Origin of the sequence: Micromonospora sp. C41 (assembly GCF_018070485.1) — a bacterium.
Classification (GTDB): Bacteria; Actinomycetota; Actinomycetes; order Mycobacteriales; family Micromonosporaceae; genus Micromonospora; species Micromonospora chalcea.
In genome coordinates this window covers 1-14,966 of record NZ_JAGPXP010000021.1, presented here as the reverse complement: position 1 = coordinate 14,966, position 14,966 = coordinate 1, and the positions used below count along the sequence as shown (strand labels likewise).

Here is a 14,966-nt window from a genome sequence, read left to right as displayed (position 1 = left end):
GCGGCGTTCGCTTCGGCAGTACTGGCTAACGCACAGTGATGTCACGCTCCGTGTGCCTTGAGTGGGGCGGTTGACGCACGGCGAGGTCTGGTCGGGCGGCGGATTCCAGGTTTTCCACAGGGGTGCGGAGCGGGGTTCGCCCGGGTGCATCCGAGCACGGTCGGGCGCATCGAGGCGGGCAGCCTGACGCCGAGCCTGGCCATGCTGTCGCGCATCGTGGGCACGGCCGGCTTCCGGCTCGTGGTCGTCGACGAGGCCGGCACGGTGCTCAAGCCGATGCGTGACCGGGCCGACCTGCGTGACGGCGCGGAGCGGCGGTACCCGTCCCACCTCGACGTCGTCACCGACCCGGAGCCGGGGGAGTGGTGGGCCGACCGGTACGGGCTGGCCCGCCCGCCGGAGACCTTCTACCGCGACCGGGCGGTCCGGGACGCGCTGCGCCGCCGCAGCCAGTGGGAGGTGCGGGTGGCCAAGTACCGGAACGTGCCGCCCCCGGCCGATCCGCAGCGGTGCGGATACCGCGGCGGCCCGCCGATCCGCCCATGAGCGAATCGACGGGCCGCCGCCCGGAACACCTGTCAGTCGTCGTTCAGGATCGTCCCGACGCCGGACGGGTCGGCCAGCCGCAGGCCCGGCACACCCGCCACGTACAGCGTGAGCTTCTCGTCCGCCTCGCGCTTGCGGTCGCCGCGCACGGTGACCGGGAACGCCAGCGAGGTCTGGCCCGCGGGGAGCAGCTTGCAACCCACGTACGGGTCGTAGTCCGACCCCGCCTGGGCGGTCGTGCCGTAGGTGGTCGCGCAGATCAACGCCGGCTCGGAGAGCGGGCGGGACACGGTGACGGTGAACGTCATCGCGCGGGTGCCCTTGTCGCCCTCGGCCACCGAGGTGTCGGCCACCCGCAGCGAGGCACGCGACCGGAACCGGGCCACCTGCGGGTCGTGGTCGCTGGCGCCCCGGTCACCCAGCTCCGGCGCGTCGGTCGGATAGTCGGCGTTGATGTGCGCCGTCCGTACCTGCACCAGGTCGTCGTGCATCGGGTCGTTCACGAACAGGTTGTCCAGCGTCTGCGCCTGGCCGCTGAAGGTGTACGAGTACGCCGACGCGGGCGCGTCCGCCACCAGGTCGTCCCAGAGGTTGTGCAGCCCGGCCTCGTACAGCGGGGCGAGCTGGTCCGACGGGGTCGGGTTCTGTGCGGTGGCGATCGGGTCGTCCGGGCGGGGGAACACGTTCAGGTCGCCGCCGTAGACCACGCGGGCGTTCGGGTCGCTCGCCTCGACCGCCGCGACGATCGCGGCGCCGTACGCGGCCTGCTCGCGGCGCTGCCCGACCCGGCTGTCCGGCCCGGACGAGAAGTGGTTGGCGACCGCCCAGAGCGTGAACCGCTCGGTCGAGCCGGGCGCGGCCTTGACGGTGAACCGGGCCAGCTGGGCCGCGCGGGTGTAGACGTTGCTGCCGTCCACGCCGGTCGACCGGTCCACGTCGGCGGGCAGCACCGCGTTGAACGCCTTCGGGTTCTGCACGTCCGTGTTGGACGCGAGCGCCGCCGAGCGGTACTGGACGGTCGGCGCGGAGCCCAGCAGCGGGTCCGCGGCGGTCGCCTCGGCCAGCGTGAGCCGGTCGGTGCGGTAGAGGAACGCCGAGGCGATGCCGCGGGCGTCCGCGCCGGTGCGGTCGTACGCGGCGGCGTAGGCGGGGCCGCCGTTGGCCGCGATGGCCAGCGCCAGCTCCTGCACGGTGTCCGGCGCGCCGTCGGCGTTGTTCGTGTCACCGCACGCCAGGGCGCCGTCGACCACCGAGCAGATGTCCTGGTCCTCGGCCTCCTGCACCAGGATCAGGTCCGGGCTGTGCAGCGAGTTGACGATCTGCCGGGCCTGCGCGGCCAGCTTGGCGGCGTACGCCTCCTGGCTCGCCGGCACGTAGTCGAACGGCGGGCTGACCCCCGTACATCCGGTGTTGCCGGCGAAGTCGCAGCCGTCGAACGGGTCGTCCCGGTAGTCGTACAGGTTCTCCACGTTGTAGGTGGCGATCGCGACCTCGCTGCCGCGGTCGGCCGGCTGCGGCGGGTGGTTCGCGGCCGGGTCCGCGCCACCGGTCAGGGTGAGCTGCTCGGGCTGCACGCTGTACTTGCTGAACGCGTACGACACGGAACCGTAGGCGTCCTCGGTCAGCGTGTCGAACGTGCGCGCCTCGGGCAGCAGCGCGCGGGAGTCACCGGCGGCCGCCTTCACGCCGCCCGCTCCCAGCAGGATGCGCTGGTTGTTGCCGTTGTCGAAGAGCGTGCCGGGGATGTCGTCGAGCGGGTGCGCGTCCCGGAACACCCGGCGGGCGTACGGGTCGGACCGCTTCATGACCGGGTCCTCGCGGTCCAGCACGTAGATCTCGGAGTCGGCGGTGGAGGAGTAGATGTGCCGGGGCGCGGATACGCCGCTGCCGGCGCGTACCCGCATCCGTTCGCCCTCGTGCCGCTCCCAGTACAGGTCGGCGGCGGCCGCCTCGGCCGGCGGGACCGCGTCGTCGACCCGGACCGCGGTGTCCACGTCGAGGCCGGAGTCGAGCTTGCGGACCAGCGAGGCGCCGGAGAGCTGGGTCTGGTTGAAGTACTCGGAGACCCGGCCGCGCAGCACTACCTCGTCGCCGACGGTGGGGGCGTACCCGCCGATCAGCGTGGTGAACGAGCCCATGAAGACGAACAGCCCGTCGGAGGTGAGCGGGTCGCCGTCCTCGGTGCCGAGCCGGCTCTGCAGGTAGAAGCCCCACTGGTCGGCCCCGGCCGAGCTGCGGGTCAGCGACATGCCGGTGATGACGCCGCGCACGTCGTACAACTGGGAGCTGGTGCCGTTGCCGCTGGCCGGGGCGAGCGGCGACCGGTCGGCGCGGCCGTCCTCGTCGTCGCCGGTGCGGCCCTGCACCTCGCCGATCGACAGCACGCTGGTGGCCTGCACGGAGAGCGTGCAGGTGGCGGTGTCGCCGTCGTCGTCGGTGGCGGTCACCGTGACCGCGTAGCTGCCGGCCGGCAGGCCGGTGGCGGTCAGCGTGGCGGTGGCCGTGCCACCATCCCCGGCCGCCGGGGTGAACGCGGTACGGCTGATCGAGCCGCTCGCCGGAGCCGGCACGACGGCGGTGACCGCGAGGTCGGTGATCGTGTCGTCGGCGTCGGTCGCGGTCACCTCGCGGGTCGCGGTGGCGCCCGCCGACAGCGTCAGCGCGCCGCCGCAGGCCAGCGTCGGCGGCTGGTCGACCGGGCCGCCTCCGCCGACGGTGTGGCTGCCCAGCCCGTCGAACGTGTCGGTGGCGAAGCCGGCCCACTGCGCGGCCGGGTCGAACGGGTCCGCCGGGTCGGTGTCGCCGGCGGTCACCGAGGGCAGCCGGCGCAACGTGTTGTCGGCGGTGCTGGTGAGCCCGCTGCCCCACTCGCTGCCCGGGTCTACGCCGACCTGGCCGAGGGAGTCGACCACCGTGTCACCCTTGCGCAGCACGATCGCGTCGTCGCCGTTGAACAGCGACCCGCCGTACGTCTGGTCGGCCTGGGCGAGGATCGCGGGCGCGGCCGACGCGGCGGCGAAGACGAACACGTCCCCGGCGGCGACGGTGCCGGTCAGCGCGATGTTCGTCGACGTGCTGGCGCCGTTGAAGTAGAGCTGGAGCTGGTAGCCCGCGGCAGCCAGGTCGATCGGGGCGCCGGTGCCGTTGTACAGCTCGACGGCCTTGTTGTTGGACGACCCCTCGACGTACTCGGAAATGAGCAGGTCGGTGGGCGCGGCGCTGGCCGCGGGGGGTGCGACAGCGATCGCCGTGAGGGTGACGGCGGCGGTGGTCGCGAGCGCGGCGAGGGTGCGGCGCGGGCGCATGGGGCCTCCACGGTGGGTGGACAGGAACTAACGAACGTTAAGGGTCTCGTGGGTCCACCGTCCAGCCCTTCGGTGGCCGTCCGGTGAACGGTCAGCGGTGACTGTCCAGCCGGTGCACCAGTTCGGCGACGTCCACCCCGTACTCGCACCAGTCGCGGTCGGGGCGGTAACCCAGCTCGGCGTTGACCTTCAGCATCGACTCGTTGTCCTGCGCGTTCCAGGTCTGCACCTCGACCAGCTGGGGCTCGGCCGAGCGCAGCTCCAGCAGCATCCGCGCCTTGATGGCCCGGTCGATGCCGTAACCACGGTGGTCGTGGACGACGATCGTGTCGTACTGGTCGGCCCGGGTCGGGTGCTGCGCCGGCACCACCACCTCGGTCAGCCCGGCCACGTCCCCGGTCCGCTCGTGCAACGCCAGCACGATGTACGGCTTCATGCCGCGCCGGTGCAACGTGGCGAGACTGTCCCGCAGCCGGTCCGGGTCGTAGGAGCTGGGCCGCAGTTCCACGTCGTCGGAGTCGCGCACCTCGGCCTTGGCCCGCGCGTACGCCTCGAGCAGCTCGTCCGGCGGCCCGCCGGGCCAGAACTCCACGTGATAGCCCGCGCCCACCTCGGCGGCCATCTCGGTCAGCGCCGGCCAGTCCACCGTGCGCAGGTCGAGCACGCTGCGGGTCTCCACATAGTCGCGGGTGAAGCCCAGCGACTCGTAGAACGCCACGGCCGGGGTGTCGCCGACCACCTCCACGCCGATCGACTGGAAGCCCTCGTCCCACACCCGGCGGGCGGCCACCCGGACCAGCTCACGGCCGAGCCCGGTGCGCCGGACCGCCGGATGCACCAGCACCTCCAGTACGCCGATGCCGCCCAGCAGCAGCACGTGCACATGCCCGACGATCGCTCCGGGCGTGCCGTCCGGAGCGTCGTCCTCCTGCGCCACCCAGGAGATCCGCCGCTCGCCGGGCATCACCTCGGACAGGTACTCCCGCATGGAGCTCTCCTGCCAGGGCGGGTCCTGCGGCAGGTCGGCCGCCAGGACCGCGTTCAGCGTGTCCAGCAGGGACGCGATCTCGGCGGACGAGGCGGTCCGAGGGTTCCACTCGCGCACCATCACCCGTCTAGCTTGCCGTCAACCGCTGCCGGGGGGAAGGGTTCAGTCCGCGAATGTACGCGAGCGGTCACCTCACGTTGCGGCTGAGCCTGCCGTACTCGTCGGCCTTGTCGAAGACCGCCTGGGCGTACCGGCGCACATCGTTGTACGAGAGGATGGCCCCCCACCAGTCACCCGGGATGGTCATGTTCCGGCCGCCCTTGCACAGATACTGGCCGGCGGCCAGCGCCGCGTCGTCGATGTCGTGGGGGTTCTTCACGCCGTCGTTGTCCGCGTCGGCGCCGATCTCCTGCCAGGTGGTCGGGATGAACTGCATCGGCCCGAGCGCCCGGTCGTAGACGCGGTCGCCGTCGAGCTGCCCCTGGTCGGTGTCGAGGATCCGGGACCGGCCGCCCTGCCCGTCGAGCGGCTGCCCCTTGATCTCCGGCAGGGCCCGGCCGTCGGGCCCGAGCGTGGCGCCGTTGGCCGAGCCGTGCCCGGACTCGACGTGCCCGATGGCGGCGAGCGTGGTCCAGCTCAGCTGGCAGGCACGGTTGGTCTGGGCGAGCACCAGCTCGGCGTAGGCGTACGCCTGGAGCGCCACCACCGGGATGGCGGTGACCGCGCTGACCCGCCTCGCCCAGTCGGCGAGGGCGTCGGCGGGACGACCGGTGGGCGGTGCGACAGTCACGCCGCCGGGCAGCGGCGTTCCGGTCGGCGCGGCGGTGCCGGACAGCCCGGACGGGTCCGGGAACAGGGGCGTCGCGGCGGGCGCGGCGGTCCGCGCCACGGTCGGCTCCGGCAGGGCCTCGTCGACCGACGCCGGCCTGCCGACGGCGGCCGGCACGATCACCGCGCCGGCCGTGGTGGCGGCGCCGACCAGGGCGAGCAGGAACAGCGCCGGCAGCGTGGTCCGCCCGGCGGGGCGGCGGGACCAGGCGCGGGTGGCGCTGGCCGCGCCGACGGCGAGCTGCCGCGGGCGGGTGCGGACGGCGTGCGCGAACGGCACGCGCCGACGTCGCCCGCCGGCCGGCTGCGCGTCGTCCGCCGCCCCGGCCTTCGCCTCCGGCTTCTCGCCGGACGGGGCGCCTGCGTCAGCCTTCGTGTCCGTGTCGGCTCCGGCGGCGGGCGTGCGCCCCGGCTTCGCGTCCGGCTCGGGCTGCGGCTTCGCGCCCGGGTCCGTGCTCGGCTCGCCAGCCGTGGCGTCCGGGTCGCGGGCCGGGCCGGCGGGCGGCTTCGGGGGAATGGGGTCGCGCTCGCGGCGGGGACGCGGGACGGGCCGGGCGTCGCCGTCGGGCGGCACGGCGGGTCGCAGGGGCCGGGCCGTCGCTCGCCGTTCGCCGTCCACCACCCGTCGAGTATCACCCATCCGTGTGACGGCGTCAGGTCCGCCGTACGCTGATGTCATGCCCCGGTACGAGTTCCGTTGCCGCGCCTGCGGCGACACCTTCGAGGTCAACCGCCCGATGGCCGAGGCCGCCCAGCCGGCCACCTGCCCGCGGGGTCACGCCGACACGGTGAAGCTGCTCTCCGCTGTCGCCGTCACCGGGCGTGGTGGTTCCGGCCCGACTGGTGGGATTCCCAGCGGTGGAGGTTGCTGCGGCGGCTCCTGCGGCTGCTGAGTTTCCGCCGCTCGTCCCGCGGGTCGAACCGGCTCTTGCCGCCCGTGTGATCTTTTGGCACCTTGGGTCGGAATCCGCCCAACCGTTCTCACGATGCGTGACGGCGCGATCATAGGGCAGCATGGATCCGACGTCAGCGGGCGGAGGTTCGACGTATGTCGCCAGAACACCACCTCCCGAGCGGGTGGGTGACCTTCGTGTTCACCGACATCGAAGGTTCGACCCGGCTGGCCCGGATGCTGGGCCCGGTCTACCGGCCGGTGCTGCACGAGCATCGCCGGCTGCTGCGGGACACGCTCGCCGGCACCGACGGGGCCGAGCTGCTGACCGAGGGCGACTCGTTCTTCCTCGCGTTCCCGGACGCCGCCGCCGCGGTGCACGCCTGCCTGACCGCGCAGCGCGCGCTCGCCGGTCACGACTGGCCCAACCCGGACGCCACGCCCCGGGTCCGGATGGGACTGCACACCGGCTACGCCGAGCCGCGCGACGGCGAGTACGCCAGCCCCGAGGTGCACCGGGCCGCCCGGGTGGCCGCCGCCGCGCACGGCGGGCAGGTGCTCTGCTCGGCCGCCACCGCCAAGCACGCCGAACCGCTGCCGGACGGTGTGTCCCTGCTCGACCTCGGCCTGCACCGGCTGCGTGGCTTCGACGACCGGGAGCGGCTGTTCCAGCTCGTCGCGCCCGGTCTGGAGCGGCGTTTCCCGCGCCCGCGTACCGCCGACGCGGCGGCTCACAACCTGCCCACCCAGGTCACCTCGTTCGTCGGCCGGCAGGCCGAGCGCGCCGAGCTGGGCCGGCTGGTCGAGGCGTACCGCCTGGTGACGGTGCTCGGCGCGGGCGGCGCCGGCAAGACCCGGCTGGCCGTGGAGCTGGCCTCCGGGATCGTGGAGGACTACCCGGACGGGGTCTGGTTCGTCGACATCGCCGCGGTGACCGACCCGGGGCTCGTGGCGTTCGAGATCGCCGCCGTGCTCGGCCTCCGCCCGGAGCCCGGCCGGCCGATGCTCGACACCCTCGTCGAGTACGCGGCGCCGCGCCGGATGCTCGTGCTGCTGGACACCTGCGACGCCCAGACCGCGGCGTCGGCCGAGGTGATCAGCCGGCTGCTGGCCGGTGGCCGGGGCGTACGGGTGCTGGCGACCAGCCGGGAGTCGTTCGGCGTACCAGGTGAGGTGGTGTGGCGGATCCCGCCGCTGTCGGTGGACGAGGGGCCCGACGGTGGCAGTGACGCGGTGGCGTTGCTGCTGGACCGCACGGCGGTGGCCCGGGGCGGGCGGGCGCCGGAGGCGGCCGAGCAGGCCGACCTGCACCGGGTGGTCCGCCGCCTGGACGGGCTGCCGCTGGCCATAGAGCTGGCCGCCGCCCGGCTGCGGGTGCTCTCCGCCGGGCAGCTGGCGGAGCGGCTGGACGACATGCTGGGCACGCTCGACGCGGGACGGGAGACGGCGGAGCCGCCGCCGGTGGAGGCGGGCTGGAGCGGCAACCAGCAGGACACCGTGGACCTGGTGGCCGCGGCGACCGGTGCCGCACCGCCCACGCCGGCGACCCGCGCGGTGCAGCGCTCGGCCAGTGAGCGGCACCTGACCATCCAGGCGACCGTCACCTGGTCGTACCGGACGCTCGGCGCGCGTTCGGCCCGGCTGCTGCGCTGGATGGCGGTGTTCGCCGGACCGGTGGACCTGCCCACCGTGCAGTGGCTGCTCGGCGAGGACCCGCTCGACCCGCTCTCGGTGCTCGTGGACAAGTCGATGGTGCTGGCCGAGCCGCACGCCTCGGGCAGCACGTACCGGATGCTCGACCCGATCCGGGCGTACGCGGCCCGGCGGCTGGTCGAGGCGGGCGAGGAGCAGAGCGCCCGGGACCGGCACGTGGACTGGTGCCGGCACGCGCTGGACCGGGCGTGCCTCGGGCCGGACGGCCGTCCGGTGACGCTCTCCCTGTACGCGCTGGATCCGCTGGCCGGTGAGTTGCGGGCCGCGCTGCGCTGGTGCGCGACCGGCGGTAGCGCCCGGGCGGGGCTGCGCCTGGCCGGCGACCTGGACCAGTGGTGGCGGGAACGCGGGCTGGCCCGGGAGGGGCGGCTCTGGCTGTTCCGGCTCTACGGCCGGCTCGCCGAGACCGGTGAGGTGATGCCGGAGGCCGAGCTGGCCGCCGCGTACCACATGCATTCGCTGCACGCGGGCGCGGACGGCGAGTTCGGCGAGGAGCTGCGGTACTCGCAGCGGGCCGAGGCGGCCGCCCGGCAGTCCGGTGACCGGGGGCTGCTGGCCCGGGTGCTGGCCGGGCGCGCCGCGCCGCTCGTCGACATGGGCCAGTTCGCCGAGGCGGAGCGGGTCTGCCGCGAGGTGATCGACTGGGCGTACGCGCAGGACGTGGTCGGGGACGCGCTGCTCGCCGTCTACAACCTGGCCGAGCTGCTCTGGCGCCGGGGCGCGCTGGACGAGGCCGCCGAGGTGCTCGCCGCGGCCCGCCCGGTCGAGGCGTCGCGGCCGGCGGAGCGGGGCGGCCGTTCGGTGGACATGCTGCTCGGGATGGTGGCGCTGGCCCGGGGTGACCTGGTGGCGGCGCACGAGCACCTGCTGGTGGCGTTGCGGTCGCGGATGAGCCACGGCTACCTGGGCCGGGCCTGCGACACGATCAACGCGATAGCGGTGCGCTGCGCGCTGGCCGGGGACGCGCTCTCCGCGGCCCGGCTGTTCGGCGCGGCGCAGGCCACCCGGTCGAACCTGCGGGCCACGCCGGGGATATACGGCCCGTACTGGGCGGCCCGGCAGGCGGAGCTGCGCCGGGTGCTCGGCGACGAGGCGTTCGACGCCGCCTACGGCGCCGGGGCGGGGCTGCGGCTGGACGAGGTGGCGGCGCTGGCCCTGCATGTCGAGCACCCGGACCTGGCCGCCGACTCGCCCCGGTTCGGCGTTCCCGCGCAGGGCTCCTGGCCGGCGTTCCAGCCGCGCAGCACGGCGGGCTGAGGCGGGCGAGCCCGGGCGCGGCGGGGAGCCCGCCGTGCGGCGGACTCCCCGCGTGGTGCGTCAGGCGCGGGCGGCGGCGTGGCGTTCGGCGTCGGCCTTCATCCGGGCGGCGCGGTCGAGGTCGGCCGGGGACACGGCGGCGACCGAACCGAAGACGCTCACCGCCTGGTAGTACGTCCAGGCGAGGCTGTAGCAGGCGGGCCGGACCACCGTGTTGTACGTGGCGCAGATCCGCTTCAGGTCGGCGTAGAAGGCGTTGTCCAGGCGGGCCTTGTTGGCGGAGAAGACGCCCATCGCCTTGTGGTTGCGGTAGCCGAAGTCGTGCCGGTAGCAGGAGAGCTTGAAGTTGAAGCCGATCGGGTTGTCCGGGCTGGACGAGCAGTAGTCGGTGGACCAGTCGAAGCCGTACTCGGTCCAGGGGGACCGGTTCTGCCGGGCGCTGTTCCAGGCGTTGTAGCTGGACGCGCTGGTCTGCGTCCAGCTGGTCAGGACGGACAGCTTCTGCTGGGTGCTCACCGCGGCGGCGGCCGGTGTGGCCAGACCGAGCAGGGTGAGCAGGGCGAGTGCGCCGGCGGCGAGGGTGGTGGCGAGGCGACGGGACACGGGAACCTCCGCGTGGTGGTGGCCGGGATCTCCGGGTGTCGACAAGTGTCGATCAAAGGGGTGAGCTGGGGCGATGCCCCGGGGAACGGCTCGCTGACATCCGCCTGAACAGACGAATGCCCCCGGACCGGCGAGGCGGCCCGGGGGCATTCGGGGTGAATCAGCGGACGAAGCGCGGCGGGCTCGCCGGGCTCTCGTTCGCCAGCCGGTCCAGCGCGGTCACGTAGTAGGTGTACCGGGCGCCGTCGGCCGCCGTGGTGTCCACCCAGGACTGCACGGCGCCGTCGGTGGCCCGCACGGTGCCGACCAGGTGCGAGGCGTCGGCGAAGTCGCAGCGCCCGGCCAGGCCGTGCCCGTCGAACCGGTAGATCGCGTACGACGCGGCGGTGCCGAGCGGGCCCTTGCCGTCGGCCGGCTGACGCCAGCTCAGGCGTACCCCGTCCGCCTCCCGCTGGGCCTTGGTGACCACCGGGAACAGCAGCGGCTTGCGCGGCAGGTGCGTCATGGTGGGCACCAGCGCGGGGCGGGAGTAGTGCTCGGCGGCGTAGATGTCGGTGGCGCCGAGCCGGTTCGCCCGTACCTGCACCGCGGAGAAGTGCACGTTGCCGAGCACCTCCGGGTACGACCGGTTGAGCGTCAGGTGGTTCGACAGCTCCTGCGGGTTCATCCAGAACGACCCGTACGCCGGGTCACCGCTCTTGTAGTCGGCCTGGCCGATGTAGAGCTGGACCCGCGTGCCGCGCACCTGCTCGGCCCACCACGGCACGAGCCGGGCGTAGTCCGCGGCCGGGTACTGGCCGATGTACCAGTAGAGCTGCGGCACGATGTAGTCGATCCACTCCTCCTTGACCCACTTGCGGGAGTCGGCGGAGATGATGTCGTACGACTGCGAGCCGGTGGTGTCCGAGCCGTTCGGGTCGGCCGACGCGTTGCGCCAGATGCCGAACGGGCTGACGCCGAACTTCACCCACGGCTTGACCGCCTTGATCTTGGCGTTCATCTCCTGGATCAGCAGGTTGATGTTGTCCCGCCGCCAGTCGGCCTTGTCCGTGAAGCCCCTGTTGTACGCCGCGAACGTGGCGTCGTCGGGCACCTGGTAGGTGCCGCTCGGGTACGGGTAGAAGTAGTCGTCGAAGTGCACGCCGTCGATGTCGTACCGCTTGACCGCGTCCATCATCGCGGTCTGGACGAACTCGCGGACCTCGGGGACGCCGGGGTTGTAGTAGAGCCGGCTGCCGGCGACGCCGGCGGGCGGGTAGGCGAAGACCCAGTCGGGGTGCTGGCGGGCCGGGCTGTCCGGGGCCAGTTGCGACAGGTCGGCGCCGGCGCCGCCGGGGGCGGGCATGGAGACGCGGTACGGGTTGAACCAGGCGTGGAACTCCAGGTTGCGCTTGTGCGACTCGTCGACCAGGAAGGCCAGCGGGTCCCAGCCGGGGTTCTTGCCGCGTACTCCGGTCAGGTACTCCGACCACGGCTCGTACGGCGAGGGCCAGAACGCGTCGGCGGTCGGGCGGACCTGGACCACGACGGCGTTGTGGTTGAGCTTCTGGGCCAGGTCGAGCCAGGCCAGGTATTCGGCCTTCTGCTTGGCCACCTGGTCCGGCGCGGTCCAGGAGTCCTTTGTGGGCCAGTCGATGTTCGTCACCGAGGCGATCCACATGGCCCGGAACTGGCGCTTGGGCGTGGCCGGGTCGGTGACGCAGTCGGTGGAGGGGGAAGTGGCGGTGCTGGTGTCGTCGGGTGCGGCCTGCGCCGGCGTGCCGGCGACCAGCGCGCTGAGCAGCGCCGCGGCCAGCGCGGCGGCTCCGAGCCGAGTTGCCTTCATGCGGTGCGGTCCCTTCGTCGGGTCCGGGGGGACGGTCGGCGGCGGGGTTGCGGCAAGATTCGCCGCACTGCCCACGCCTCCGGTAGGAAACTTTCATCTATCCGTGCCCGGCGCAAGACCTTGACCGGTGATCGATGTCCCGCGCCGTCCGACCTCGGCCGGATCGTGACGATTCCGATACCTGCCGTGCGGGATTGGAGCGGAAAACGGCTGGGTAGCTAGCCCGGTCACAGACCGCCACCGTGGCGGCCACACGGCGGGGGAGGTGATCAGATGTCGGTCCTGCGAACCAAGCCGATCGGGGACGTGCTCGCCCAGGGCGACGCCGACGGCGAGGACGGCAAGCCGGGACTGCGGCGCCGGCTCGGCGCGGTCGACCTGATGGGCTTCGGCATCGGCATCGTGATCGGCACCGGCATCTTCACGCTCACCGGTGTCGAGGCGCGCAACAGCGCCGGGCCGGGCGTGGTGATCTCGTTCGGCATCGCCGGCCTGGTCGCGCTGCTCGCCGCGCTCTGCTACGCCGAACTGGCCAGCAGCGTGCCGACCGCCGGCAGCGCCTACACCTACGCGTACGCGACGATGGGCGAGATCGTCGCCTGGATCATCGGCTGGGACCTGCTGCTGGAGTTCGCGCTCGGCGCGGCGGTGGTGGCCCGCGGCTGGTCCGGCTACCTCGCCGACCTGTTCGGCCTGCCCAGCGCCTGGTTCGCCGAGGAGGGCAGCGTCGTCAACCTCGGCGCGATCGGCATCGTGCTGGTGCTCGGCGTGGTCGCCATCGTCGGCATCCGGGAGTCCGCCCGGGTCACCAACCTGCTGGTGCTGGTCAAGGTGGCGATCTGCGCCTTCGTGATCATCGCCGGGCTGTTCTTCGTCAAGGCGGCCAACCTCAGCCCGTTCATCCCGGCCGCCGAGCCGGCCGGCGCCGGGGACGACGGCATCAAGCAGCCGGTCACCCAGGTCATCTTCGGGCTGGAGCCCTCCGTCTTCGGTTTCGTCGGGGTGCTCACCGCCGCCGCAGTGGTGTTCTTCGCGTACACCGGGTTCGAGGCCGTGGCGAACCTGGGTGAGGAGACCCGCAAGCCCAAGCGGGACCTGCCGCTGGGTCTGCTCGGCACGCTGCTCATCTCCACGGTGCTCTACATCGGCGTCTCGCTGGTCGTGGTCGGCATGGTCAAGTACACCGAGATCGACGAGGGCGCGCCGATCGCGTCCGCGTTCCGGGCGGTCGGCGCCGGCTGGGCCGCGGTGCTCGTCTCCATCGCCGCCGTCGCCGGGCTCACCAGCGTGATCCTGGTCGACCTGGTGGCCATGGGCCGGATCGGCTTCGCCATCGCCCGGGACGGGCTCATCCCGCCCGCCATCGCCAAGGTGCACCCGCGCTGGGGTACCCCGTACCGGATCGCCGGGATCATGACCGTCGCGGTGGCGCTGCTCGCCGGTTTCCTTCCGCTGTCGGCGCTGGCCGACCTGGTCAGCATCGGCGCGCTCTGCGCGTTCACGCTGGTCGCGATCGCGGTGCCGATCCTGCGCAAGCGCCGGCCCGACCTGGAGCGGCCGTTCAAGGTGCCGTTCTCGCCGGTGTTGCCGATCCTCACCGCCGTGGCGTGCCTCTACCTGAGCCTGAACCTGTCGGTGGAGACCTGGCTGCGGTTCCTCGCCTGGATGCTGATCGGCGCGGTCATCTACTTCGGGTACGGCCACCGCAAGAACCGGCTCGCCCGGCGCGAGCACTCGGACACCCCCGAGCCCGCCCCCACCCCCTGAGGCGGGCACCGCGGAGCCCTCCCGACGCGCGGGTCGGGAGGGCTCCGCCCTGATCGACCGTGAATTTCTGCAACGTTGTAACTCTCCGTGTGAAGAGGTCGTCACGTCGTCGTGAGGCGGTACAGTGCGGCCAGCGTTCACCGGGAGGACAGTTCAGTGCGGCACAGGCTCAAGGACGTCGCGGAGCGGGCCGGAGTGTCGGTGAAGACCGTTTCCAACGTCGTCAACGGCTACCAACACGTGCGCGCCGACACCCGGGCCCGGGTCGAGGAGGCCATCGCCGCGCTCAACTACCGGCCCAACCTGTCGGCCCGCAACCTGCGCAAAGGGCGTACCGGGGTGATCGCCCTGGCCGTGCCCGAGCTCGACATCCCCTACTTCGCCGAGCTGGCCCGGCACGTCGTCACCGCCGCCGCCGACCACGACTGGACGGTGCTCATCCACCAGACCGGCGGCGGCTCCGAGCAGGAGCGCAAGGCCGCCAGCGGCATCGGCGACCACATGATCGACGGCCTGATCCTGAGCCCGCTCGCGCTCACCTCCGACGACCTCGCCGCCCTGCACGGCCTGCCCGTGGTGCTGCTCGGCGAACGGGTCGACAACGGCCCCGCCGACCACATCATGATCGACAACGTGGCCGCCGCCCGGGAGATCACCGCCCACCTGATCGGGCTCGGCCGCCGCCGGATCGCCGCGATCGGCTCCCAGCGCACCCCCGAGGGCGCCAGCGCCCGGCTCCGCCTGGCCGGCTACACCGCCGCGCTGGCCGAGGCCGGCATCGCGTACGACGACCGCCTGGTGGCGCCCGCGCCGGCCTGGCACCGCGCGGACGGCGCCGCCGCCATGCGGCACCTGCTCGCCACCGGGGTACGCCCCGACGCCGTCTTCTGCTTCAACGACACGCTCGCGCTCGGCGCGCTGCGCGCCCTGCACGAGGCGGGCCTGCGCGTGCCCGAGGACGTCGCGGTGGCCGGCTTCGACGACATCGAGGACGGCCGCTTCTCGATCCCGACGCTGACCACAGTCGCCCCCGACAAGGAACGCATCGCCCGCCTGGCGGTCGAGCTCCTGGCCGGACGTCTCGGCCCCGACCGCGACTCCCCACCCCGCGAGTTGGTAACCCCTCACCACCTAGCCCTGCGAGAGTCCGCCCCCCTCTAGCCCCGCGTCTCAGCCGCGTCTCAGCCGCGTCTCGGCCGCGTCGATCATGAAGTTGGCGGCGATGTCGATCTCCTTGAGTGC

General features: G+C 73.2%; 10 protein-coding genes. 5 read left to right on the top strand and 5 right to left on the bottom strand.

Annotated elements, in window-relative coordinates:
- The first annotated feature begins 144 nt into the window (after positions 1-144).
- Positions 145-546, top strand: coding sequence for an XRE family transcriptional regulator (locus KBX43_RS21480; protein ID WP_245254827.1), 402 nt, complete (start codon positions 145-147; stop codon positions 544-546).
- Positions 547-578: 32 nt separating this feature from the next.
- Here KBX43_RS21480 and KBX43_RS21475 read toward each other — a convergent pair whose 3' ends face one another.
- The 3 genes from KBX43_RS21475 to KBX43_RS21465 all read right to left on the bottom strand — a co-directional run bounded on the left by KBX43_RS21475 (position 579) and on the right by KBX43_RS21465 (position 6,307).
- On the bottom strand, positions 579-3,851 hold the full coding sequence (locus KBX43_RS21475) for a lamin tail domain-containing protein (protein ID WP_209963365.1): 3,273 nt from the start codon (positions 3,849-3,851) through the stop codon (positions 579-581).
- A 91-nt stretch (positions 3,852-3,942) separates the two neighbouring features.
- Positions 3,943-4,959: a GNAT family N-acetyltransferase gene (locus tag KBX43_RS21470; protein WP_043328100.1), complete on the bottom strand. Its 1,017-nt coding sequence runs from the start codon at positions 4,957-4,959 to the stop codon at positions 3,943-3,945.
- A 67-nt stretch (positions 4,960-5,026) separates the two neighbouring features.
- The gene (locus tag KBX43_RS21465; RefSeq protein WP_245254826.1) at positions 5,027-6,307 is read right to left on the bottom strand and encodes a lytic transglycosylase domain-containing protein; all 1,281 of its coding nucleotides are present in this window, start codon (positions 6,305-6,307) and stop codon (positions 5,027-5,029) included.
- Positions 6,308-6,344: 37 nt separating this feature from the next.
- Between KBX43_RS21465 and KBX43_RS21460 the strand changes: the two genes are divergently transcribed.
- Complete coding sequence (locus KBX43_RS21460) at positions 6,345-6,560, top strand: zinc ribbon domain-containing protein (RefSeq protein ID WP_043328103.1); 216 nt, start codon at positions 6,345-6,347, stop codon at positions 6,558-6,560.
- A gap of 155 nt (positions 6,561-6,715) precedes the next feature.
- Positions 6,716-9,529 carry an adenylate/guanylate cyclase domain-containing protein gene (locus KBX43_RS21455; RefSeq protein WP_069087771.1) on the top strand — a complete coding sequence of 938 codons (2,814 nt, stop codon included), beginning with the start codon at positions 6,716-6,718 and terminating at the stop codon, positions 9,527-9,529.
- A gap of 60 nt (positions 9,530-9,589) precedes the next feature.
- Here KBX43_RS21455 and KBX43_RS21450 read toward each other — a convergent pair whose 3' ends face one another.
- Entirely contained in the window at positions 9,590-10,132 is a 543-nt protein-coding gene (locus KBX43_RS21450) for a phospholipase (protein WP_209963363.1), read from the bottom strand.
- A gap of 160 nt (positions 10,133-10,292) precedes the next feature.
- Positions 10,293-11,957, bottom strand: a complete 1,665-nt coding sequence (locus KBX43_RS21445; RefSeq protein ID WP_210871741.1) for a glycoside hydrolase family 10 protein — start codon at positions 11,955-11,957, stop codon at positions 10,293-10,295.
- A 273-nt stretch (positions 11,958-12,230) separates the two neighbouring features.
- On the opposite strand from KBX43_RS21445, the gene KBX43_RS21440 reads away from it, so the two are divergent.
- Together KBX43_RS21440 and KBX43_RS21435 are read left to right on the top strand one after the other, a co-directional pair.
- Positions 12,231-13,724, top strand: a complete 1,494-nt coding sequence (locus KBX43_RS21440; protein WP_043328110.1) for an amino acid permease — start codon at positions 12,231-12,233, stop codon at positions 13,722-13,724.
- Between the two features lie 156 nt (positions 13,725-13,880).
- Complete coding sequence (locus KBX43_RS21435) at positions 13,881-14,885, top strand: LacI family DNA-binding transcriptional regulator (RefSeq protein WP_113973489.1); 1,005 nt, start codon at positions 13,881-13,883, stop codon at positions 14,883-14,885.
- The last annotated feature ends 81 nt before the right edge of the window (positions 14,886-14,966 follow it).

What these genes read in the sequence shown, in the direction of transcription:
- KBX43_RS21475 (WP_209963365.1), bottom strand. Translation starts at nt 3,851, where the DNA reads ATGCGCCCGCGCCGCACCCTCGCCGCGCTCGCGACCACCGCCGCCGTC.
- KBX43_RS21470 (WP_043328100.1), bottom strand. Translation starts at nt 4,959, where the DNA reads ATGGTGCGCGAGTGGAACCCTCGGACCGCCTCGTCCGCCGAGATCGCG.
- KBX43_RS21465 (WP_245254826.1), bottom strand. Translation starts at nt 6,307, where the DNA reads ATGGGTGATACTCGACGGGTGGTGGACGGCGAACGGCGAGCGACGGCC.
- KBX43_RS21460 (WP_043328103.1), top strand. Translation starts at nt 6,345, where the DNA reads ATGCCCCGGTACGAGTTCCGTTGCCGCGCCTGCGGCGACACCTTCGAG.
- KBX43_RS21455 (WP_069087771.1), top strand. Translation starts at nt 6,716, where the DNA reads ATGTCGCCAGAACACCACCTCCCGAGCGGGTGGGTGACCTTCGTGTTC.
- KBX43_RS21445 (WP_210871741.1), bottom strand. Translation starts at nt 11,957, where the DNA reads ATGAAGGCAACTCGGCTCGGAGCCGCCGCGCTGGCCGCGGCGCTGCTC.
- KBX43_RS21440 (WP_043328110.1), top strand. Translation starts at nt 12,231, where the DNA reads ATGTCGGTCCTGCGAACCAAGCCGATCGGGGACGTGCTCGCCCAGGGC.